Source organism: Uliginosibacterium sp. H1, from assembly GCF_036017065.1.
Taxonomy (GTDB): domain Bacteria; phylum Pseudomonadota; class Gammaproteobacteria; order Burkholderiales; family Rhodocyclaceae; genus Uliginosibacterium.
The window spans coordinates 591,323-612,292 of sequence record NZ_JAYXHR010000002.1 but is presented as its reverse complement, the minus strand read 5'-3'; the positions used below and the strand labels follow the sequence as shown (position 1 = coordinate 612,292).

At 67.8% G+C, this 20,970-nt stretch carries 19 protein-coding genes; 8 read left to right on the top strand and 11 right to left on the bottom strand.

The features are described 5' to 3' along the window. Window positions 1-29 precede the first annotated feature (29 nt). Complete coding sequence (locus VVD47_RS12445) at window positions 30-941, top strand: LysR family transcriptional regulator (RefSeq protein ID WP_327603789.1); 912 nt, start codon at window positions 30-32, stop codon at window positions 939-941. Between the two features lie 11 nt (window positions 942-952). Here VVD47_RS12445 and VVD47_RS12440 read toward each other — a convergent pair whose 3' ends face one another. Then, window positions 953-1,324, bottom strand: a complete 372-nt coding sequence (locus VVD47_RS12440) for a DUF4870 family protein (RefSeq protein ID WP_327603788.1) — start codon at window positions 1,322-1,324, stop codon at window positions 953-955. Between the two features lie 150 nt (window positions 1,325-1,474). Here VVD47_RS12440 and VVD47_RS12435 point away from each other — a divergent pair, with 150 nt between their 5' ends. After that, on the top strand, window positions 1,475-2,062 hold the full coding sequence (locus VVD47_RS12435; RefSeq protein ID WP_327603787.1) for an NAD(P)H-dependent oxidoreductase: 588 nt from the start codon (window positions 1,475-1,477) through the stop codon (window positions 2,060-2,062). A gap of 33 nt (window positions 2,063-2,095) precedes the next feature. After that, window positions 2,096-3,985: a monovalent cation:proton antiporter-2 (CPA2) family protein gene (locus VVD47_RS12430; protein WP_327603786.1), complete on the top strand. Its 1,890-nt coding sequence runs from the start codon at window positions 2,096-2,098 to the stop codon at window positions 3,983-3,985. A 29-nt stretch (window positions 3,986-4,014) separates the two neighbouring features. Here the strand turns inward: VVD47_RS12430 and VVD47_RS12425 are convergent, their stop codons facing one another. Continuing rightward, the gene (locus VVD47_RS12425) at window positions 4,015-5,586 is read right to left on the bottom strand and encodes an alkaline phosphatase D family protein (RefSeq protein WP_327603785.1); all 1,572 of its coding nucleotides are present in this window, start codon (window positions 5,584-5,586) and stop codon (window positions 4,015-4,017) included. A 334-nt stretch (window positions 5,587-5,920) separates the two neighbouring features. Between VVD47_RS12425 and VVD47_RS12420 the strand changes: the two genes are divergently transcribed. Both VVD47_RS12420 and VVD47_RS12415 read left to right on the top strand, forming a co-directional pair. Then, window positions 5,921-6,394, top strand: a complete 474-nt coding sequence (locus VVD47_RS12420; protein ID WP_327603784.1) for a YybH family protein — start codon at window positions 5,921-5,923, stop codon at window positions 6,392-6,394. Between the two features lie 178 nt (window positions 6,395-6,572). Then, entirely contained in the window at window positions 6,573-7,421 is an 849-nt protein-coding gene (locus VVD47_RS12415) for a glycosyltransferase family 25 protein (protein ID WP_327603783.1), read from the top strand. Between the two features lie 21 nt (window positions 7,422-7,442). Here the strand turns inward: VVD47_RS12415 and VVD47_RS12410 are convergent, their stop codons facing one another. The 5 genes from VVD47_RS12410 to VVD47_RS12390 are packed head-to-tail and all read right to left on the bottom strand — an operon-like array spanning window position 7,443 to window position 12,158. Beyond that, window positions 7,443-8,777, bottom strand: a complete 1,335-nt coding sequence (locus VVD47_RS12410) for a hypothetical protein (protein WP_327603782.1) — start codon at window positions 8,775-8,777, stop codon at window positions 7,443-7,445. 3 nt (window positions 8,778-8,780) lie between these two features. Then, window positions 8,781-9,578, bottom strand: coding sequence for an outer membrane lipoprotein-sorting protein (locus VVD47_RS12405; protein WP_327603781.1), 798 nt, complete (start codon window positions 9,576-9,578; stop codon window positions 8,781-8,783). Continuing rightward, complete coding sequence (locus VVD47_RS12400; protein ID WP_327603780.1) at window positions 9,571-10,968, bottom strand: ABC transporter permease; 1,398 nt, start codon at window positions 10,966-10,968, stop codon at window positions 9,571-9,573. The genes VVD47_RS12405 and VVD47_RS12400 overlap by 8 nt, the downstream gene beginning before the upstream one ends. Further along, on the bottom strand, window positions 10,955-11,707 hold the full coding sequence (locus VVD47_RS12395; protein WP_327603779.1) for an ABC transporter ATP-binding protein: 753 nt from the start codon (window positions 11,705-11,707) through the stop codon (window positions 10,955-10,957). The genes VVD47_RS12400 and VVD47_RS12395 overlap by 14 nt, the downstream gene beginning before the upstream one ends. A gap of 10 nt (window positions 11,708-11,717) precedes the next feature. Further along, window positions 11,718-12,158 (bottom strand): DUF2141 domain-containing protein, encoded by a 441-nt coding sequence (locus VVD47_RS12390; RefSeq protein WP_327603778.1) that lies wholly within the window; start codon window positions 12,156-12,158, stop codon window positions 11,718-11,720. 270 nt (window positions 12,159-12,428) lie between these two features. Between VVD47_RS12390 and VVD47_RS12385 the strand changes: the two genes are divergently transcribed. From VVD47_RS12385 to VVD47_RS12375, 3 genes are all read left to right on the top strand, one after another. Then, complete coding sequence (locus tag VVD47_RS12385; protein ID WP_327603777.1) at window positions 12,429-13,175, top strand: response regulator; 747 nt, start codon at window positions 12,429-12,431, stop codon at window positions 13,173-13,175. Continuing rightward, window positions 13,172-14,545 (top strand): ATP-binding protein, encoded by a 1,374-nt coding sequence (locus VVD47_RS12380; protein WP_327603776.1) that lies wholly within the window; start codon window positions 13,172-13,174, stop codon window positions 14,543-14,545. Before VVD47_RS12385 ends, VVD47_RS12380 begins: the two co-directional genes overlap by 4 nt. 152 nt (window positions 14,546-14,697) lie before the next feature. Beyond that, a complete protein-coding gene (locus VVD47_RS12375) occupies window positions 14,698-14,985 on the top strand; it encodes a GIY-YIG nuclease family protein (protein ID WP_327603775.1) in 288 nt (95 codons plus the stop codon). A gap of 268 nt (window positions 14,986-15,253) precedes the next feature. Here VVD47_RS12375 and VVD47_RS12370 read toward each other — a convergent pair whose 3' ends face one another. From VVD47_RS12370 to VVD47_RS12355, 4 genes are all read right to left on the bottom strand, one after another. After that, on the bottom strand, window positions 15,254-17,596 hold the full coding sequence (locus VVD47_RS12370; RefSeq protein ID WP_327603774.1) for a heparinase II/III domain-containing protein: 2,343 nt from the start codon (window positions 17,594-17,596) through the stop codon (window positions 15,254-15,256). Window positions 17,597-17,726: 130 nt separating this feature from the next. Next, complete coding sequence (locus tag VVD47_RS12365) at window positions 17,727-18,197, bottom strand: DUF4124 domain-containing protein (protein WP_327603773.1); 471 nt, start codon at window positions 18,195-18,197, stop codon at window positions 17,727-17,729. Window positions 18,198-18,381: 184 nt separating this feature from the next. Further along, on the bottom strand, window positions 18,382-19,698 hold the full coding sequence (locus VVD47_RS12360; RefSeq protein ID WP_327603772.1) for an MFS transporter: 1,317 nt from the start codon (window positions 19,696-19,698) through the stop codon (window positions 18,382-18,384). 160 nt (window positions 19,699-19,858) lie between these two features. After that, complete coding sequence (locus tag VVD47_RS12355; protein WP_327603771.1) at window positions 19,859-20,797, bottom strand: hypothetical protein; 939 nt, start codon at window positions 20,795-20,797, stop codon at window positions 19,859-19,861. Window positions 20,798-20,970 lie beyond the last annotated feature (173 nt).

The following is a 20,970-nucleotide window of genomic DNA, read 5'->3' as shown; positions in this document are numbered from 1 at the left end:
CTCAATTCATCTTCAACGCCATGTAATCAATGAGCCGCAGTTTCGACCCCGTCCAGCTCGGCAGCATCGAGCTGTTCTGCAAGGCTGCCGAGCTGGGCAGCTTCACCGCCGCGGCCGAGGCCCTGGGCGTGACGCCGGCGGCGGTGAGCCGTGCCATCGGTCGTATCGAGGAACGCCTGGGAGTGCGGCTGTTCGTGCGCAGCACGCGGCGCATGCGCCTGACCGACGACGGCCAGCTCTACCACGAGCAATGCCGCCAGGCGCTGGCGCAGATCGAGGAAGCGGAGCGCGCCATCACCGGCCACCAGATGGTGCCGGCCGGCGTCCTGCGCATCAGCGTGCCGACCACCTACGGCCATTCGCGGGTGATGCCGCTGCTACCCGCATTCCGCGCGCGCTACCCGGCGGTCAGCGTGGAGGTGGAGGTCTCCAACCGCAATATCGATTTCGTGGAGCAGGGCTTCGACCTGGCGATCCGCCTGGGTGCGCCGCCGGACTCGCGCCTGGTCGCGCGCAAGCTGGAGGACGCCAGCATGGGCGTGTTCGCCTCACCCGACTACCTGTCACGCCACGGCGAGCCACGCACGCTGGACGAGTTGCAACAGCACACCAGCGCGCAGTTCGTGCGGCCCAGCACCGGCCGCGTGATGCCCTGGGTGTTCCGCCGCGACGGCGCCGACATCGAGCTGCAGCTCGACAGCCCGGTGCGGGTGCTGGAGGACGTGCTGGGTTGCGTCAGCTTCGCCCGCGCCGGTGGCGGACTGGTGCAGATCTACCACTTCGTCGTCGCCGAGCAGCTGGCGCGCGGTGAACTGGTCGAGGTGCTGAAGCCTTACGCGGGCCGCAGCCGACCCTTCTCCATCCTCTACCCGCACAACCGGCACCTGTCGGCGCGGGTGCGGGCCTTCGTGGATTTCATGCTGCAGGCGGTGGCGACCTGAAGGGGGGCGCGTCAGACGGCGGGCGGATACATCGGCTTGCCATCGTTCAGGTACAGGATGCCCTTCACGACGCGATACACCAGCCACACCCAGGTGGCGAAGATGATCGCCCAGCCGACGAGGACGATGGCGAGGATGCCGCCGATCACGAACCACAGCAGGCCGAACCAGAAGCTGCGGATCTGCCAGCGGAAGTGGCTCTCCATGAAGGTGCCCGCCACGTCGTCACGCTTCACGTAGTTGATGATGATCGCGATGAGGGCGGTGATCCCCACCAGGTACGACACCGCGTACAGGACGTAGATGATCATCGTCAGGTTGCGCGCCGCGCGGATCGGGTCAGGCGCCGGCGTGTTGCTGGCGGTGGTGGGCAGGTCGTCCATGCTCGGGCATCTCCGTCATGTGGCCGGTGGCGGCTGCGCCAGTGTAGCGGCAACCCGCCTGCCACACGCGGGGAGTCTGCGGGCGGCATAATCGGCGCATCCGTGCCCCGGCACGCCCACGCGACTTCGCGACCCGACAGGGACTGCCGCATGCCCGCCCCAGAGCCCGCATCGAACCCAGCCCGCATCCTGCTGCTGTTCGCCCACCCCGCCTACCAGCGTTCGCGCATCAACCACGCCCTCGTCGAAGCGGTGCGCGATGTCGACGGCCTGACCCTGCACGACCTCTACGAGTGCTACCCGGACGGCTTCATCGACGCGCGCCGGGAGCAGGCTCTGCTGTCCGCGCATGACATCGTCGTGGTGCAGCACCCGCTGTACTGGTTCTCCTGCCCGCCGCTGTTGCGCCTGTGGCAGGACACGGTGCTGACCAACGGCTTTGCCTACGGCCATGGTGGCAGGGCGCTGGCCGGCAAGCGCTGGCTCAGCGTGGTGAGCACCGGCGGCGGCGTGTTCGCCGACGCGCATTGCGAGCCGGAGCGCTTCGCGGTCGGGGAGTTCCTGCGCCCCTTCGAGGGCTGTGCGGATCTCTGCGGCATGAGCTGGGAGGCGCCCTTCATCGTGCAGGGCGGCCATGCCCTGGACATGGAGGCGCTGGCCGCGCGCGCGACCGACTACCGCGAGCGGCTGCTTGCGCTGGCTGCAGAGGGCAATGCCGGCACGGCCGGCGGGTGCTGAGCGCCCAACCACGACAGGGACGAGGACAACGACATGGATCAAGGCTCCTGGCTGGCGCAAGCCTGCATCTTCCTCGCCGCGGCGGTAGTGTCGGTGCCGCTCGCCAAGCGGCTCGGCCTCGGCTCGGTGCTGGGCTACCTGATCGCCGGGGCGTTGATCGGCCCGCATGTGCTGGGCCTGCTCGGCGAGCCGGAGGGCGTGATGCACGTCGCGGAATTCGGCGTGGTCATCATGCTGTTCCTCATCGGCCTGGAAATCCGCCCCAGCTACCTGTGGCAGATGCGCGCCGCGATCCTCGGCCTGGGCGGTGGGCAGGTGGTGGTCACGACGCTGGCGGTGGCGGCTGTCGCGCTGGCCTGCGGATTGCCGTGGCAGCACGCGCTGGCCGTCGGCATGATCGCCGCCATGTCCTCCACCGCCATCGTGCTGCAGTCGCTGCGCGAGCGCGGGCTGGACAGTTCGCAGCCGGGCCGCGCGGCGTTCTCGGTGCTGCTGTTCCAGGACATCGCGGTGATTCCCATGCTGGCCCTGCTGCCGCTGCTCGCCACCCAGGCGGTGGTGGCCGACGCGGCGGCCCCGCATGGCCACAGCCTGATCGGCGGCCTGCCGGACTGGGCACAGGCCCTGGTGGTGCTGGGGGCGGTTGCCGGCATCGTGGTGGCGGGGCGCTACGCGCTGCGGCCGGTGTTCCGCTACATCGCCAGCACCGGCCTGCGCGAGATCTTCACCGCCACCGCCCTGCTGCTGGTGGTCGCCGTCGCGCTGCTGATGCAGGCGGTGGGCCTGTCCGCCGCGCTGGGGGCGTTCGTGGCCGGCGTGGTGCTGGCCGACAGCGAGTTCCGCCACGAGCTGGAAACCGACATCGAGCCCTTCCGTGGCCTGTTGCTCGGCCTGTTCTTCATCTCGGTCGGCGCCAGCATCGACTTCGCCCTGCTGGCCGCACAACCGCTGCTGATCCTTGCCCTGGTGGTCGCGCTGATCGCCATCAAGACGACGGTGCTGTATGTGCTGGCCCGCTTGTTCCGCGACGGCCATGCCGATGCGCTGCTGCTGGCCCTGTGCCTCGCGCAGGGTGGCGAGTTCGCCTTCGTGCTGTTCGCCTTCGCGGAATCGGTGAACGTGCTGGACGCCGGCATCACCGGCCCACTGGTGCTGGCCGTCGCGCTGTCGATGGCCGCGACGCCGCTGCTCTTCATGCTCGCCCAGCGCCTGCGCGGCAAGCCGGCGCGCAAGCCGCGGCCGGACGAGAAGATCGACAACCAGCATCCGCAGGTCATCATCGCCGGCTTCGGCCGCTTCGGGCAGATCGTCGGCCGCCTGCTGCGCGCCAATGGCTATCGCAGCAGCGTGCTGGACCACAGCGCCGACCAGATCGACCTGGTGCGTCGCGCCGGCAACCAGGCGAACTACGGTGACGCCTCGCGCATGGACCTGCTGCGCGCAGCCGGCGCCGAGACGGCACAGGCGCTGGTGATTGCCATCGACGACGAAGCCCGCACCAGCGAGATCGTCGAGTCCGCCCGCAAGCATTTCCCGCAGCTCAGGATCCTGGCCCGCGCCTATGACCGTCGTCACCTCTACGAACTGCGCAAGCTGGGCGCCGACGTCATCGAGCGCGAGACCTTTGCCGGCGCGGTGAATCTCGGCGCCCGCACGCTGCGCCTGCTCGGCATGCGCGCCCACCAGGCCCACCGCGCGGCCCAGCTCTTCTCCTACTACGACAACGACCTCATCGACCGCCTGGAGCCGTACTGGGGCAACCTCGAGATCTACCGCACCCAGCTCGGCAAGCAGACCGCCGACGTGGAGGCCCTGATGCGCGAGGACGCCGAAGCCTTCCATCTCGGCCAGGCGCAACACGGCTGGGACGCCGCGCCGGAGGCGGAGGCGTCGAGCACGACGGGCGGGCAGATGGCGCGCTGAGCAGCGGCCGCCAGACCCGGCGGCCCCGCCTACGCCCGTTGCACCCCGGCCTTGCCGTCCTCCACCACGAAGCTCGCCAGCGTGCGTACGCCGCTGTCCTCGCGGCTCACGTCGTCCAGTCCGCGCAGGGTGGTGGTCCAGCGTTGTGGCGTGAGCTCCACCAGGCCGTAGCCGCGCACCTCGCTGCTGGCGAAATGGCAGTGCGGGTTCTCGCGCACGGTGGCGTCCAGCCGCGCCTGCGCCTGGCCGCTGGCGGAGCTGATGCTGGTGCCGATGAACTCGGCGGCGATGGCCGGGCCGTCGGGCCGGGCGCGCACATCGGCCACCCAGTTCTGGTGGATGTCGCCGCCGACGAACACGGGATTGGCCGGCTTGCTGCCCAGCAGGCTGCCGATGAGCCGCTCGCGCGCCGCCGGGTAGCCGTTCCAGTTGTCGGTGCCGTAGCGCTCGCCTTTGCCGATCTTGCTGTCGCGCGGCGTGAACTGCGTCTGCTGCGCGATCACCGTCCACCGCGTGCCGCGTTGCACGTCGCGACGCAGGCCGGCGTGCAGCCAGCTTTCCTGCTCGTCGCCCAGCAAGGTACGCCGCGGGTCGGCCCATTCGGCGCATAGCGCCGGCTCCACCGGATCGCCACCGTTCTCCGGGTCGCGGCAGGCCTGCCAGTCGCGGTACTGGCGATCGTCCAGCAGGTGGAAGCTCGCCAGCCGGCCGACGTCGAAGCGGCCGTAGATGCGCAGGGCGTCCGGCCTGCCCAGTCCGTCCAGGCCGCGCAGCAGCACGCTGGCGCGCACCGGCATGTGCTCGTACCAGGCCTGGTAGGCGGCGGCGCGGCGGGACGCGAAGGCCGCCGGGTCGGCCGGACCCTTCGCGCCACCCTGCAGGCCGGCGTAGTTGTTCAGCACCTCGTGGTCGTCCCAGGTCACCAGCCAGGGGCATGCCGCATGCATGGCCTGCAGATGCGGGTCGCTGCGGTAGAGCTGGTAGCGCAGGCGGTAGTCCGCCAGCCGGTACGGCACCTTCAGCGGGTGGGCACGCACCGCGTCCTTGCGGCTGGCCGACTCGTAGATGTAGTCGCCGACGAACAGCACGAGGTCCGGCTGCTCGGCGAGCAGGTGGCGCCAGGCCGCGTAGTAGCCATCGTTCCAGTGCTGGCAGGACGCAATGCCGAACCGCAGGCGCGGCGCCAGCACTTCGGGTGCCGGCAGCGTGCGGGTGCGGCCGGTGATGCTGACGGCATCACCCGCGCTGAAGCGGTAGTGGTACCAGCGGTCCGCCGCCAGGCCGTCCACTTCCACATGCACGGCATGGCCGAACTGCGGCAGCGCGGTGGCCTCGCCACTGCGCAGGCCACGACGGAAGTGCTCGTCCTCCGCCAGCTCCCAGCGCACGGCCATCGGCGCGCGCTCGATGGCCGGCGCCTCCAGCAGGCCGGCATGGACGAGCCGCGTCCACAGCACCACGCTGCGATGATCCGGCGCGCCACTGGCCACGCCCAGCGCGAAGGGATCGTCCCTGAAGCGTGGTACCGCGGCGAGCAGGCCGGATGCCGTCGGCGCCATGGCCGAGGCCACCAGCAGCTTGAGCAGATCACGTCTTTGCATGAAGGCGGGCGATGAATGCCTGTTTGTCTGAATTCTTCCTACACGGTGCTTCGCGCAAGAGTATTTGCACCGGAAATCCTGCTCCGGACGATCGTGACAGTGTGACAAATCTGCGGGTCAGCGCGAAGTCGTCACGCTGGCCGCTCTCAGGTCGCAGGCACACTGATCCGCAACAAGGAAATCCCGCGACGAGATCCGGAACATCCGGAGGCATGCGTCGAGCAGGCAAGGGATGAAAGGCAGGTGTGAAATGTTTGGCAACAAGACGGCTTCTGAAGAACACGAACCGGTGCGCGCGGACCTTGCGCGCACCCGCAACCTCCGGCGCTTCTGCGTGCTGGTCACCGTAGCCGGCCTGCTGTGGGGCCTGGCCCACCGGCAGGCTCAGGCGGAGCCACTGATCGCCATGGCGGTACCGGTGTCGCACAGCGTTGCGAACGCAACGCATGCGTCGCCGATTGCCGTCGAGGACACCCTGCGTGCCTGGGCCTCGGCATGGGACCGCAGCGACGTCGAGGCCTATCTCGCCCACTACGCGGACGACTTTGTCCCCACCGGCGGCCGCTCGCGCGCGGAGTGGATGCAGCAGCGTCGCGAGCGCCTGCAGACGCAACCGATGCGTCACGTGCTGATCAGCGACATGAGCGTGCGCTACAGCGGCGAGCTGGCCACCGCGCGCTTCACCCAGCACTACGTCGACATGGGCCTGATGAGCACCGCGTACAAGCGCGTGATCCTCAGCAAGCGCAACGGCAGCTGGAAGATCCGCCAGGAGCTGGTCGAGTCCGAGCACGCCGTGCGTCGCTGACGCGCAGCGCCCGCACCGTGCAGTGCGGCAACGTGTCTCCTGCCACGAACACCGCCAACTAGCCCGACGCATCCCGTTTCCCCCGTGCCACGCTTGCGGCCACGCAAGACGAGCTGCCCTTGATGGCAGCACGAAGAAGCAGCGCAGACCCGATCTGCGCGCACGGGAGGAGACGGAAATGCCACACCCGCACGATGCAGTCGTGCCGCTGCCGCATGGGCTGCCGGCCAGCATGCTGCCCCTGCAGTGCCTTTCATTGCGCCGCGCCAGCGTGCGGCGCAGCGCAATGAGCGCCGAGTTCAACCGACTCGGCCTGCCATTCGCATTCGTCGACGCGGTGGAGCCCGATTTCTCCGAGGGCTTCCCGGAGAGCTACGACCGCGACCGCCGCCTGGCCCTGTTCGGCTACGACATGCGTCCCGGCGAAGCCGGTTGCTACCTGTCGCACCGCGGGATCTGGCAGGACTTCCTGGCCAGCACGCGCGAGTACTGCTGCGTGCTGGAGGACGACGTCGCACTGGATGACCGCCTTCCGCAGGTACTGGCCTCGCTGCTGGCCCAGTCGCAGGACTGGGACCTGGTGCGCCTGTACGGCGTGTTCGAACGTCGCAGCCTGCGCCACCTGCCGTTGCGCGAGCAACGCTGGCTGGTCGAATACCTGGACCAGCCGCGCGGGACGCAGGGCTATGTCCTGACCCGTCACGCTGCACGGCGGCTGCTGGAAACCACGCAGCAGATGTACTGCGCGATCGACGATGCCATCGACATGGAGTGGGTGCATGGCCTGCGCATGTTCGGCGTGGAACCGCACGTGATCCGCGAACTGCCCTGCACTTCGACGATCGGCAACCGCAAGCGCCCGCGCCAGTCCATCGCCACCATGCTGGCGCGCGAGGTCCGGCGCTGGCCGCAGGACATGCGGCGCCTGCAATGGATGGGCCGCAGGATGTTGCGGTGGACCTTCATGGCGCTTCGGCGCGGCAGCCCCGGCGCCGTTTCCCTGGCGACCGGCAAGGAGGCGTCCTGAGGCAAGCCGGCCGGCGCCTGCTTACAGGAACCAGCGCAGGTACACCGCCAGGGCCGAGCGCACCGGCGAGGCGCCGAACTCGCTGCTGTCGCTGCCGATCATGCGGTTGAACATCGCGCTGACATCCAGCCGGTCGCTCACGTGCCAGGTGCCTTCCACCTGCAGCATGCTGCTGTGGTCGTAGGCATTGCGGCGCACGAAGGCGCTGAGCTCCAGCGGCTCCACGCCGAAGGCCCGGTCCCAGGCCGCGCGGCCGAACCAGTAGTGGCGCACCAGCAGGTCCTGTCGCTCGGTGACGCCGCGTCGCAGCTCGCCCAGAGCGCGGGCGCCGCTGCCCTGTACGGCGCGCCAGGCGTTCCAGTCCGCCTCGTTCAGCGCATCGCCCGCGTAGTGATGCTCCAGCGTCAACACCAGCCCCACGGGCGAGGTCCATGAGCCACCGACGGCGAGCCGGTTGAACCAGCCCGTTCCGCCTTGCGCCTGCCCCGCTGCGGGCAGCGCCGCACGCCGGCCACCGCTCCACTCCATCTGCAGGATCAGCGAATCGCTGGCGGTGTACGACAGGTTGCTGCCGAGTTGCGGCGCGTCGCCGGCACGCGCGAAGGCGGTGAGGTCGCCCACGACGCGCTCGCCGGTGCGTGGCGAGATGCGCAGAAAGGCCGCGCGATGGCGGTTGGTGCGCTCCAGCCCCAGCGACCAGAACTGGTCGTCGAAACGGGAGCCGGACGTGTCCTCATCGCTGAGCTGCGGTATCAGCGCCAGCTGCGCCGAGCCCCGCGCATCCACCGCCTGCGCCCGCAGCATCACCGCGCCCAGCCGGTTCTCGCGCAGCGCCGCCGGGTTCTGCGAGCTGCGCATCACCACCGCGTTCTCGCGCAGCCAGTCGGTCGGGTTGTAGCCCAGCGCCACACCCTGACGCAGGTTGATGCGGCCGGCGTCGAGGTACCAGGACGGCGTGGCCTGCCAGTTGAGGTACAGCTCGCGCAACGCGTTGCGCTGGCGGTCGGCCGCATCGCCGTTGCCCTCCACGGCTTCCATGCGGTCGGAGAAGCCGGCACGCAGGGATTCGCCGAGGCGCCACTCGCGGCGGAAATCCAGCACCGCGCGGCCCAGCACATCGTCGCTGGCCGACGCGCCGTCACGCAGGTCCACACCCTGCGCCCAGGCTTCCATGCGCAGGCCGATGCGCGTACCGGCTTCGGCCGGCTGGACCTGCAGGGCGAGGGGATCGAAGGCCGGCGCATCCGCTGGCGCGGCGGTCTGTGCCGCGGCGTGGGACGACAGCCCCCACGCGGCCAGCAGCAATGCATGGTGCAGTCGCAGCGAAGAGCGCTGCAGCATCGAACTCCACAGCATCGCTCAGTCCGCCGCGAAGCGCGGCAGGTAATCGCGCTGCAGCCACTCGTCCGGGATCTCGCGCGGCGTGTGGCCGGTGGTCTGCATCACCGTCACCCAGCTGCTATCCAGGCCGTCGATGATCACCGTCTCGATCGGCCGCAGCGTGCCCATCGCCTCCTGGTACTTGCGGAAGTAGGCGGTCTTCAGCAGGCGCTCCTCGGCGGTGTAGTAGCGCGCCATCACCGGGCGGTCGTTGACGGCATCCACCCAGTAGTCGACGCGGGCATAGGCCACGTCCTCGCGCTGTGCGACGAGCTTCAGGCGCAGCGTGTCGCGCTGTGCGCCCTCGCCGTCCTTCACGCTCTCGCGACCGGCGAGACTCGCCTCGTAGTCGCGCGCCAGCCGCGTGGTCATCACGTCGCCGTTGGAGGCCTGGCCGAGCAGGCGCTGCTGTGGCGAGATGCGCACGCTGGCGCGGTTGACCGGGTCGTAGAACCACAGGTCCATGCCATTGCGCAGCATCAGCTTGCCGGTGTCGCGCGCCGGTGCCACGAAGCGGATCAGGTTGCGGTACTGGCCGTTGCCACTGTTCGGCTTGGCGAAGACCGTCAGCGTGGAGTTGGCGCTCTGCTTGCCCTGGCGGTACTCGGTGAGCTGGGTCTTCACCGAGAAGCTGCCGGGCGGGTTGCGCACCGCGTCGGCGGCTTCGAGGATCTCCACCGCCGTGCGCTCGCGGGCGCCGGCGATGGGAGTGGAGACGACTGCCAGCAAGGCAAGGCCGGCCGCACACACTGTGCGTTTTAAGACGCGTTCAGACATGGCGCAGGGCCTCCACGATTTCCATCTTCGCGGCGCGGTTGGCGGGCCACAGCGACGACAGGCAGGCGATCAACGCCAGGATCAGCACGGTGCCGAGCAGCAGTTCCGGATGGTTGAGCGCATCCACGCCCACCGGCACCGGCATGGCGCGGCCGGGCGGCGTCCAGGTGATGCCGGCCTGGTTGATGCCGTACTCGCCGAGCAGCGCCCCGGCCACCGCGCCGATCACCGCACCCAGGGTGCCGATCAGCGCACCTTCCAGGATGAACATGCGGCGCACATGGCGGCGCTTGAAGCCCATCGAGCGCAGCGTGCCGATCTCGCCGACGCGCTCGCCCACCGACATGCCGACCGCATTGGCGACCGAGAACAGCGTCACCGCGCCCATCAGCAACGCGATGAACTGGAACAGCGCGCTGAACATGTTCACCACCTGGTTGTACTGCGGCTGCACGTCCTTGAAGTCACGTACCTCCATGTCGGCACCGCCAGGAAAATCCGCCAGCAGCTTCTCGATGCGCGCACGCGCCGCCGGAATCTGCTCGGTGTGTTCCAGCTGCACGACGATGGCGGAGGCGCCCTTGCCCTCGGGGCCGAACACCAAGCGTTCGGCCAGCGCGATCGGCATGGCGGCGTACACCATGTCGAGGTCGCGCACGCCCTGTCGCTCGGTGCGCAGCACCTGCATGCGCACCACGCTGGGCGCGCCGCCGCTGGTGGCGGACAGCAGCTCGATGGCCGGGGTGGCGTCGGCAGGCGTGGTGGTGGCATTCGATTGCGCGGCGAGCTGGCTCAGCGAGGCATCGATGGCCGGCGCATCGTCCTGTGTGGCCGCTGCCGGTGGCATGGCGCAGTCGCGCAGTTCCAGTGCCTGGCACATGGACAGCAGCTGCGCGAGGCCCAGGCCGATGACGCCGGACTCCGGCTGGTCGGCCTGCAGGCGGTTGGCGCGCGGCGGCAGGCCCAGGTCATTGCCGTCCCAGCCCAGCATGCGGTCGCGCTCGGCCACCTGCCAGCCGGTGCCGGCGTAGGTGCTGGAGGCACCAGCCGCGAAGTTGCCGGCGACACCCTGCACGCGCAGGATGGGTGTTGCCACGCGCAGCATCGGCTTCAGCTCGGGGTCGTCGGCGATGCGATTGATCAGCGCCGGGTAGTCGCGGATCGCGAAGCGCTCCGGGTTGCCGCGACCGAAGTCTAGGAAGCCCTTGCGCATGATCTGCAGGTGGCCGGAGTCGCGCACCGTGTCGGTCTGCAGCACGTTGATCATGGCGGCGACGTAGCCGCCGAAGATCACCACCGCCATCGCGCCGACGCACAGTGCGCCGAGCGTCAGCAGGCTGCGGCGGCGGTTGCGCAACAGGTTGCGCCAGGCGAGATCAAGCAGGTTCATGTTGCACCTCCGGAATGCTGGCACCGACGATCTGCCCGTCGGCGACGCGGATGCACACGTCCGCCGCGCGGATGAGGCCGGCGTCATGCGAGGAGAAGATGAAGCTGGCGCCGGTGTGGCGCTGGATGCGGCGCATCAGCGCGATGATCTCGGCGCCGGTGTGGCCGTCGAGGTTGGCGGTTGGCTCGTCTGCCAGCACTAGGTCCGGCCGGTTGGCGAGCGCACGCGCTATCGCCACGCGCTGGCGCTGGCCACCGGACAGCTGGTTGGGGCGACGGTCCTCCATGCCGCCGAGGCCGACTTCGCCCAGCAACTCGCGGGCACGCTGGCGGCGCTGCGCGGGGCTGTGGCCCTGGGCCGGGTCGAGCAGGCGCATCGCGTACTCCACGTTCTCCACCGCGCTCAGCACCGGCAGCAGGTTGAAGCTCTGGAACACGAAACCGATGCGACGCGCGCGGAACTCACTGAGCTGATCGTCGGCCAGCGTCTGCGGCGACACGCCGTCGATCTCGATGCGTCCGGCATCCGGCCGGTCGATGCAACCCAGCAGATGCAGCAGCGTGCTCTTGCCGCTGCCGGACGGCCCGGCAATCACCGTGAAGCAGCCGCGCGGGATGTCGACATCTACACCACGCAAGGCCGGCACTTTCACTTCGCCCAGCAGGTAGCTCTTGTGCAGGCCGCGTACGCGGGCGATCGGGGCATCCGCCGGGCGCAAGGGATTGAGAGGCGCATTCATGGCCGTCTCCTCAGCGCAGCTTGATGCGGATGCGCGTACCGGCCTCGGTCAGCTCGATGCGCGCGTCGCGGAATTCCGGCGGGCCCTTGTCGCCCAGCGCGTCTCGGCTGAAGCCGTAGGGTTCCTTGGGAATGCCGAACATGCCACGGTCCAGCTCCTGGTTCTCGTTCTCGTCCTGGTAGGCGGACAGCGCGTAGCTGCCCGGCTTCAGGTCGCGGAACACGATCTCCACGACGTTTCCGCTGTGAGCATTGGCCGGCACGCGCTGGCCGACGGCGAAGGTCTTGGGAAAGGTCTCGGCCTTGTCGAACAGGCCGACGGAAACGTTGCCCTTGTTGCTGCGCAGGCCCTCGACCTCGACGATCAGGTCGGCGGCGAAGGCGGGGACGGTCGCGCTGGCGAGCAGCAAGGCGGCAAGGGCAGTGGCGTGCAGTGCAGTCAGGGATTTCATGATGGGCTCCGTGGGGGTAGCAGGAATGTCGCGACAGGTCGCGAGGTGTCGTGACGACGGATGCCATTGAAATCGCCGCGTGTATCCGCGAGTTGTCGGCCGGCCGGTACTTTTGTATCGCTGCGCATCGGCGGCGCGGGTAGATACACTGGGATACAAGAAAGCCGGCGCTGCCGGCTGACAGCGCCGTCGGCCATGGCGAGAATGCATGCCATGCCTGCGACGCCCGCAGGCCCTGACGCTCGCCCTGCTTCTGATCCCGATCTGGACATGGACCGCAACGATCACATCCTCGTCGTCGACGACGATCCGGACATCCGCAACCTGCTGGCCGAATACCTCGGCGCGCAGGGCCTGCATGCCGCCTGCGCCGCCGACGGCCGCCAGATGCGGGCCAGCCTGGTGGCCAGCCCGGTTCACCTCATCGTGCTCGACCTGATGCTGCCCGGCGAGGACGGCCTGGCCCTGCTGCGCTGGTTGCGCGACAGCGAGTGGGCGCACATCCCCGTGCTGATGCTCACCGCGCGCGGTGACGACGTGGACCGCATCATCGGCCTGGAGCTGGGCGCCGACGACTACCTGCCCAAGCCCTTCGTGCCGCGCGAGCTGGTGGCGCGCATCCGCGCCGTGCTGCGCCGTGCGCGTGCCCTGCCCACCGAAACGGCCGCGACCGACGAAGCACCCTGTCTCGCCTTCGGTGCCTGGCGACTCGATACGGTGGGCCGCAACCTGCTGGACGCGCAGGGCAGCATGACGCCGCTGTCCGGCGCGGAGTACGCGCTGCTGCGCTTCCTGCTGCGCCACCCGCAGCGCGTGGTAAGTCGCGACCAGTTGCTGGCCCAGCTCGCCGGCCGCGAGGCGGAGGCCTTCGACCGCAGCATCGACCTGCGCGTCAGCCGCCTGCGTCGCCGCCTCGGCGACGACGCGCGCGAGCCGGCCTACATCAAGACCGTGCGCAACGAGGGCTACGTGTTCTGCATGGAAGTGAAACGCTGCGAGCACGGCGGCCAGCCATGAAGTTGCGTTGCGCGATGGGTTCGCTGACCGCCCGCATCATGCTGATCATCGTGCTCGCCGTGGTGGTCATCCAGATGGTGAGCTTCGGCCTCGTGCTGATCGTCGCCGCCAAGCAGGGCCGCGCGCAGATGTACTCCTTCATGGGTGCGGACATCGCCTTCGTGCAGCAATTCCTCGGCTCGGTGCCGGCCGGTGAACGACAGCAGTGGCTGTCGAAGCTGGACCGTGGCTACTACCGCCTGATGGTGGAGCCCGCGCAGCCGCCACTCCCACGTTGCCGCGATTCACACGCCGACGAACTGGTACACGCCATGCATGCGCGCGTCGGCACCGCCGTGAAGGTGGAGGCGCTATGCCAGCAGGAACCCTATGACGGCCCGCGCCTGGTGCTGCCGCTGGACGCGCAGCAGGAACTGGTGGTGGTGTTCGGCGACCGCCCCTTCGCACCGCCACCGCTGTTCATCACCTTCGGCTACATCATCGTGCTGTGCGCACTCGTCATGCTGGTGGCCTGGTACGCCGTGCGCCAGGCCACGCGACCGCTGTCGCAGATCGCCGCGGCGGCAGGCGAACTGGGCCGCGACCTGCACGCCCCGCCGCTGGACGAGAGCGGCCCCGCCGAGATGGGCCGCGCCGCTGCCGCCTTCAACGCCATGCAGCGCGCCATCCAGCAACGCGTGGCCGAGCGCACGCAGATCCTCGCCTCCATCTCGCACGACCTCAAGACGCCCCTGACCCGCCTGCGCCTGCGCGCCGAAAACCACGTGCCGCCGGAACACCGCGAACGCTTCGCGCAGGACATCGACGCCATGGCCGCGCTGATCCAGGACGGCCTGGACTACGCCGAGAGCGCCACGCTGCGCGAGCCCCGCCAGCCGCTGGACCTGCGCCAGCTGTGCGAGGCGATGGCCGAGGACATGCGTGACACCGGCCTGGAATGCAGCGTGGAAGGTGGCACCGACAGCGAATCCGACGGCCCGGTGCGTGCCGCACCACGCGCGTTGCGCCGCGCACTGCAGAACCTGCTGGACAACGCCGTGCGCTACGGCCAGCGCGCGCGCATCCAGCTACGCGAGGACGCGGAGGACGGCGCCGTGCTGATCCTCATCGACGACGACGGCCCCGGCATCGCGCCGGATCAACTGGAGCGCGTCTTCGACCCCTTCCTGCGCCTGGAGTCCTCGCGCAACCGCGAGACCGGCGGCACCGGCCTGGGCCTCACCATCGCCCGCAACCTGCTGCGTGCGCATGGCGGGGATGTGAGGCTGGAGAACCGCTCTTCGACCCTTCGACAGGCTCAGGGACCGAAGCTCGGGCACGGGGGGCTGCGCGCGGTGGTAAGGTTACCGCGTGGTGGTGTGTCGTCCTGAAAATCAACGAGTTGGGTTCGACCCCCTTCGACAAGCTCAGGGCTCGATGCCGACGTCCATGCATGATCGAAGCCTCGTGCCCTGAGCCTGTCGAAGGGCGGTCCCGGAGTTCGTCGAAGGACAGCGCTTGAACCACAAACGTGGAGACTCCAGTGCCTTACGTTTACATCCTCGAATGCGCAGACGGCAGCTACTACACCGGCAGCACGTTCAATCTGGAAAAGCGGCTGTGGGAGCACGGTAACGGGCTGGGCGCCAACCACACACGGTCGCGTCTGCCGGTGAGGCTGGTTTTCTGCGAGGCGTTTGAACGCGTCGAAGAGGCATTTCAGCGCGAGAAGCAGATACAGGGATGGGGTCGTCCCAAGAAACAGGCGTTGATTGCCGGGGCCTGGGAGCAGTTGCCTGCGCTGGCGAGAACAGCGAGAGGGCGCGTCTGAGCAACGTCAATCGTGAAGACCGGGAGCGGCCTACGGAGTCTGCCTCGCAGGAAGAACAGGACTACGGCGAGTTGGTTGGGACCCCTTCGACAAGCTCAGGGACCGCTCTGCGATAGGCTCAGCGCCCCCAGAACGGCACCGGCTCCGGCGTGTTGGCTTCGACGAGCTCAGCCAACGGCTGTCCGTGCCCTGAGCTTGTCGAAGGGCGCCGCGCAGGTAGGATCGATCGCCCCGACGGAGGGGGTAATCCCCTGTCTCAGCGCAGCCCTCACTCGATCCGCAAACGCGACTCACCCGCCGGCAATTGCAATGTGAGCTGGCCGCCCTCTGCCTTCCAGGCATTAGCCGGCAAGCCGCTCAGCTTCTGTACAGTGAAACCCATCTGCAGCGTGAGCGTCAGGGGCGTCGCGGCCCTGAGGTGAATGGCTGCCTGTTTGCCACCCAGCGTGGCCTCCAGGTCGACCGCTGCACTAGCCGCGACACGCAGTTCGCCCTGCGCAAAACCGGTGGCCTGAACCAGCGTCAGCTGTGAGCCCTCAGCACCACTACGCAGGCTGGCCGCGATGCCCTGCAACTGCGCACCGACAGCCGCGGCGGCGCGAGCCTTCTCGCCACCCAGCCACACCAGCGTGTCACCCCCGGCAGTCGCGACACGCACGACGTGGCCGCGTTCGGCCGTCACAGCGCTGATGACCGGCACAGCCTCGCCGGCGCGAGAGGGGTACAACACGCTCAGGAAGTGCTGCTGCGCGGCCGGTTGGCGGGTGCTGGCGGTGACATGCCATTCGTTGGGCATGCGCTTTTCGTAGCTGGCGACCACCGGGGGATCGAAGCGGTCGGTCTGGCTGAATTCGACCTCGCTCGCCGCCGGCGCCAGCAACTGCACGGCGAGCCGCGCATTGCCCTTCTGCTGTGTGATGCGTGCGCTGTCGGCATCCACGCCCATCTTTTCGCGCGCATGCAACAGCCACTGGAAGGAAATCGCCTCCGGGGCCTCCAGTTCGTCGAGCATCACGACGAAACGGCGATCCACGAAAAAGGCATGACGCAGCGCCAGCTTCGCGTTGCGGCCGTAGGCGGCGGTGGCATCACCGGTGACGAAGCTGTAGCCGTCGCCCTGCGCGAAGCGCGTGATGCGCCCTGTGGCGTTGGCACTCTTGATGGCCTGTCCTTCGCCGTCGAAGAGCACCGCGTTCTTGGCGCGCGTCGTGCGCGCCCAGCCCTTGTGGTGCGGGCTGTCGTAGTACTCGCGGTAGCCGGAGCTGATCGCCAGCGGCTCGCCGAAGGCGTTCAGCACGAAGCTGTTCTGGTCGGCGAAGCTGTGGCTGGCCGAACCCTGCGGGCTGGAACGCAGCGCGAACATGATGTCCGCATCCCGCTCGCCCAGCCTTGAATGCATGGCCACTACGCCGATATCGTCGAAGTGGCGGCTTTGCGGCAGCGTCGCGAGGTCCACCTCCGGCAGCGGCTGCTGGCTGAGGCGGAAGCGGTGCAGCAGCGCATCGGTGGCGTCGAAGTCGTAGTAGCCGAAGCGCTGGGGCAAACCCTGCTTCAGCTTGCGCGCGAAAGCCAGCGGGTAGGGGTCCCGTTGCAGCAGCGCGAACTTCTCTTCCATCAGCGCGATGCTGGGCGACGGCCCCATGATGTTGGTGAGGTCGCCGAAAGACGAGCCGCCATAGGGCATCAGGCTGTACATGCCGAAGTAGGCCGTGTTGCGCCAGAACGGCCGCTTCAGCGGCTCGTCGAAACCCAGCAGCTGCATGCCTTCCAGGAAGCGCAGGTGCTGGCTGATGCCGGTGGCCCAGTAGTTCAGCCCCTCCGACCAGCCGCCTGCGTCACCGCCCCACACCGGGAACTGGCGCAGGTAGTACTCGTAGCTCCAGGCCAGCCAGCCCGGTGCCGCCTTCGCCTCGTGGTACAGCACCAGCCCGCCCTGCCCCAGCGTGGAGATGAAGCGCATCGGGTGCGACAGCGAGTTGTCCGGTTCGGTCGCTTTCACCAGCGCGAACTTCGGCTGCACGAAGCTGGCGAGCAGCTCGACGCGCTCTTCCAGCGCCCGCCCCACCGTCTTGCGTTCGTCCGCAGTCAGCGCGTTCCACGCCCAGTCGTAGGCGAAGATCATCGGCCGCAGATGCTGGATGAACAGCTCGTCGTTGGTGCGATAGACGTTCGCATCGATGCGCCAGCTCGCCAGATGCATCAACCAGCGCGCTGCCTCGCGGCCGTAGCGCTCGTCCCCGGTCATCAGCCAGGCCAGCGCATGCCGCTGTGCCGTGTTGCCGGCGTCGTTGGCCGCCTGGTAACCGGCGCGCCACTTCGACGAGCCTTCGGTGGTTCCGTTCTTCACCGCCTCCGGTTGCGGAATCAGCGGCGCGTCCAGCGGCGGCAGCATGAGCTTGCCGAAGTCCGCCATGCCCGGTTGCTTGTCCAGCGTGCGCGCGAATTCGCGCAGCGCCGGCAGGTCGGCGGGACGCAGCAGCAGGCGCGGGTGCTGGTTGGCGAGTGCGGTGTCGATCTTCGCGACGCGGGCGGTGACGATGTCGCGGTCGCTCTGCGCGGTGGCGAAGGCGGACAGCGTGAGGAGAGCGACGGCAAGGAGGCTGCGGATCATGGTGCTGCGGCGGAACGGGAGGCGCACAGCATCGGACAAGCATCGCCTGCTGGCAATGCGGGCAAGCACGGCAAGAGCCGAAAGGCGTTTCCGGCGCGGTGCCGCGCGAGATCAGCCGTCGGGGGCCGGGCTAGCGGCAATCCTCCGCGACGCGCCGCTCGGCTGCCGCAATGGTGGCAGCACGGTTCTTGTCGTCGACGTACTGCCGCTCTCCGGCGTTGTTGTAGCTGAAGATCGGCCGTTCGCTCTTGGCCACGCCGAGCTGTTGCCGGGCGTTGTTGCAGCGGACCGACCTGTTGTAGGCGTCGTTCTTCGCGTTCTGCTCGCGGATCTCGCGCTCTTCGCGCTGGCGCTGCGCGTCGCGCCACTGGTCCTGTGGCGAGAGCTTCGGGGGCACGGCCTTCGATGAGGGCGGGCGCGTCGGTGCTGCTGTACTACCGCCTGACGGCAGCGCGATGGCGGAGCCGCTGCCGGCGTCGTCACAGGGCTGGTCCTGGAAGCTCACCCGGCCATTCGCCTGCTTGCATTTGTAAGCCTGCGCCTGGACAGGAAACGACATGCAGGGGACAAGCAGGATGCAGCAGATCATCAAGGCCTTCATGGAAACTCCCGCGCTGGAGGTGACCGGTCAGCTGCGGAGAATGACATGAGGTTTTGTGTCGCGGGAAGGGCGCAGATCATGAAGATGTGAACGATCACCGGACTGCCTGCTTCTCCTGATCCAGGCGACGCCAAGAAGAACGGGCGCCGTGTGGCGCCCGTTCGCATGCCGAAGCCGCCCGCGCCTACTTGCTGCGGTAGGCATTCGCCCAGCCGTAGGCCCCCAACGAGGTGAAAGCCAGCACCATCGCCAGCACCGACACCACGGCCACGTAGTGCGCGCCGGCCAGTGCGTCCTTCTGCAGCCACAGCTGGGTGAGCACCGGCGTCAGGCCGCCGAAGATCGCGTAGGCCACGTTGTAGGAGAAGGACAGGCCGGAGTAGCGGATGGCGGGCGGAAAGGCGCGTACGCCGACGATGGCCATGGTGGCGATGGCACCGACGAAGAAGCCCATCAGGCCGTAGTTGAACACCAGCTCGCCGTAGCTCACGCCGCCGGGCAGTGCGGTGAAGAAGTGGTAGGCGGAGAGCGCCAGGCCGCCCCAGCAGAACAGCAGGGTCAGGCGCATGCCGACGCGGTCGGCCAGCCAGCCGAAGAAGCCGCAGCCCAGCACCAGCATCAGCGTGCCCACGCAGTTGGCCTCCAGCGCGTCGGCCGGAGCGATGTGATACATCTTCTGCAGCAGGGTGGGCGTCATCAGGATCAGCACCACCACCGCGGTGGACAGCGACCAGGTGTAGGCGCCGGTCAGCAGGCAGCCGGCACGGTGCTCGCGGATCACCGTCTTGACCGGCATCTCCTTGGCCAGCGCGCGCTTCTCGGCCAGCTCCTGGAACACCGGCGTCTCGGACAGGAAGCGGCGCAGGTACACCGAAACCAGGCCGAACACGCCACCGAGGATGAAGGGGATGCGCCAGGCGAAGCCGGAGATCTCCTCCGGCGCGTAGCTGCGGTTGATGGCGATGGCGATCAACGAACCGAGCAGGATGCCGCCGCAGATGCCGGCGGTCAGCACGCCGACCGCGAAGCCGGAATGGCGCGCCGGCACGTGCTCCGACACGAACACCCAGGCACCCGGCATCTCGCCGCCGATGGCCGCGCCCTGCAGCACGCGCATGGCCAGCAGCAGCAGCGGTGCGGCCATGCCGATGGTCTCGTAGGTGGGCAGCAGGCCGATGACCAGTGTCGGCACCGCCATCAGGAAGATGGACAGTGTGAACATCTGCTTGCGCCCCAGCTTGTCGCCGTAGTGCGCAATGATGATGCCGCCCAGCGGCCGCGCCAGGTAACCTGCGGCGAAGATGCCGAGGGTCTGCAGCTGGATCATCCAGTCCGGCAGCGTGGACGGAAAGAACAGGTGGCCCAGCACCGCCGAGAAGAACACGAAAATGACGAAGTCGTAGAACTCCAGCGTGCCGCCCAGCGCGGACAGGGAAAGGGTCTTGTAGTCATCACGCCCCAGCGGGCGGGACGGGGCGGCTGCGATGGTGTCGGTAGTCATGTCGGGTGCTTCAGGAGGCGCTAGCCAGCGGGATGTCGGGAGTCCGGGCCGCGCTCTGCGGGGGATGGGAGCGCACGATTCTATTCTTCGCTACGCGCTCCGGCACCCTGCTGGTGGCGTTCTGACATTACGTTTGACATCCGGCAAACCGCCAAGCCCGTCATTTCGATGGATTCTCGTACTGAACGACCTCTTGAAAGAAGAAGCCGACCACATCCCAGTACGGTGCTCGTTCGTACTTCCTCTCAGGTCCGGGGCATACGCTCGCGTTCTCCCATGAATGTTTTCCGTGCTGCCCTCCATAGGCCGGAGCCTTGTTTGCCGCAAAGCCGACGTACTCTGCGACAACTTCGCCTGTTTCCCGGTGAGTGAGTTTTATATGGCCCCGTGCGACCCAGTTTGAGCGATCCGTACTGGTGGATACATCGGCAACAGATACTTCGTACTTTGCGATGCTGGAGATGGTTCTTTGAGACAACCAGTGGTTCTCTGAGTCCTGAAGAGTCTCAAGACGCCGGTCAAGTTCGGCTGGATCCTTGGCGTGCCTGTGACCATCTCCGAGCCACCATTGCTTGCGTGCAACAACCTTGCTAGAGGACTTGGCAACGTCTTCAACATACAGGAAACGCGAAGCAGCCAGTATCGAGGCAGGATGCATCTGACGATCCCAACTAAGCAGCCCTCTGTCTGGAGTCGATGCAGGACTGATGTTCACGAGCACACCGCCCGAGGGGTCGACCCTGCGATGGGAGATCAATCGACGTTCCTGCTTGCAGACATCAAGCAGATAAGCCTCGGTGGCATCTGACAGTAGCTTGTTGAGATGTGCCAGATCATCGTTATGCTTCCTGTACTGGTAATCCTTGATGCCCAAATACGCCAGTGGCGCGGCAGCAATTACCGCTCCAAGAATCAAGCTAATGGGCCATGATTTTGTCATTACCAGGGCGCCGCCAAACGCGACCAGCACCCAGAGGCCAAAGGCTACTATCACTGCCCAGAGAATCAGTTCGCCGACCCCGGTCGGGTCAGCGTTGGCCAGTGCGGTCACCGGGCACGCGAGAGCAACCGCTGCCAGGACTCTCCTGATCTTCGTCATTAATCCATCCTGCATTAATGTAGCTTTGCAACAGTATTCATATCTAGCCATGCGTTTCGTTGCAGCGACTCATGTGAGATGGAGACGTGCCCAAGACTCCATCGCAGATATTGGTCAGACCGGATTCTCCATGAATCCAGCATCCGCAGAGAATACTGTCATGCCTCGCCTTC

Coding starts and splice junctions, on each gene's coding strand:
- VVD47_RS12445 (WP_327603789.1), top strand. CDS start 30: ATGAGCCGCAGTTTCGACCCCGTCCAGCTCGGCAGCATCGAGCTGTTC.
- VVD47_RS12440 (WP_327603788.1), bottom strand. CDS start 1,324: ATGGACGACCTGCCCACCACCGCCAGCAACACGCCGGCGCCTGACCCG.
- VVD47_RS12435 (WP_327603787.1), top strand. CDS start 1,475: ATGCCCGCCCCAGAGCCCGCATCGAACCCAGCCCGCATCCTGCTGCTG.
- VVD47_RS12430 (WP_327603786.1), top strand. CDS start 2,096: ATGGATCAAGGCTCCTGGCTGGCGCAAGCCTGCATCTTCCTCGCCGCG.
- VVD47_RS12425 (WP_327603785.1), bottom strand. CDS start 5,586: ATGCAAAGACGTGATCTGCTCAAGCTGCTGGTGGCCTCGGCCATGGCG.
- VVD47_RS12415 (WP_327603783.1), top strand. CDS start 6,573: ATGCCACACCCGCACGATGCAGTCGTGCCGCTGCCGCATGGGCTGCCG.
- VVD47_RS12410 (WP_327603782.1), bottom strand. CDS start 8,777: ATGCTGTGGAGTTCGATGCTGCAGCGCTCTTCGCTGCGACTGCACCAT.
- VVD47_RS12405 (WP_327603781.1), bottom strand. CDS start 9,578: ATGTCTGAACGCGTCTTAAAACGCACAGTGTGTGCGGCCGGCCTTGCC.
- VVD47_RS12400 (WP_327603780.1), bottom strand. CDS start 10,968: ATGAACCTGCTTGATCTCGCCTGGCGCAACCTGTTGCGCAACCGCCGC.
- VVD47_RS12395 (WP_327603779.1), bottom strand. CDS start 11,707: ATGAATGCGCCTCTCAATCCCTTGCGCCCGGCGGATGCCCCGATCGCC.
- VVD47_RS12390 (WP_327603778.1), bottom strand. CDS start 12,158: ATGAAATCCCTGACTGCACTGCACGCCACTGCCCTTGCCGCCTTGCTG.
- VVD47_RS12385 (WP_327603777.1), top strand. CDS start 12,429: ATGGACCGCAACGATCACATCCTCGTCGTCGACGACGATCCGGACATC.
- VVD47_RS12380 (WP_327603776.1), top strand. CDS start 13,172: ATGAAGTTGCGTTGCGCGATGGGTTCGCTGACCGCCCGCATCATGCTG.
- VVD47_RS12370 (WP_327603774.1), bottom strand. CDS start 17,596: ATGATCCGCAGCCTCCTTGCCGTCGCTCTCCTCACGCTGTCCGCCTTC.
- VVD47_RS12365 (WP_327603773.1), bottom strand. CDS start 18,197: ATGAAGGCCTTGATGATCTGCTGCATCCTGCTTGTCCCCTGCATGTCG.
- VVD47_RS12360 (WP_327603772.1), bottom strand. CDS start 19,698: ATGACTACCGACACCATCGCAGCCGCCCCGTCCCGCCCGCTGGGGCGT.
- VVD47_RS12355 (WP_327603771.1), bottom strand. CDS start 20,797: ATGACGAAGATCAGGAGAGTCCTGGCAGCGGTTGCTCTCGCGTGCCCG.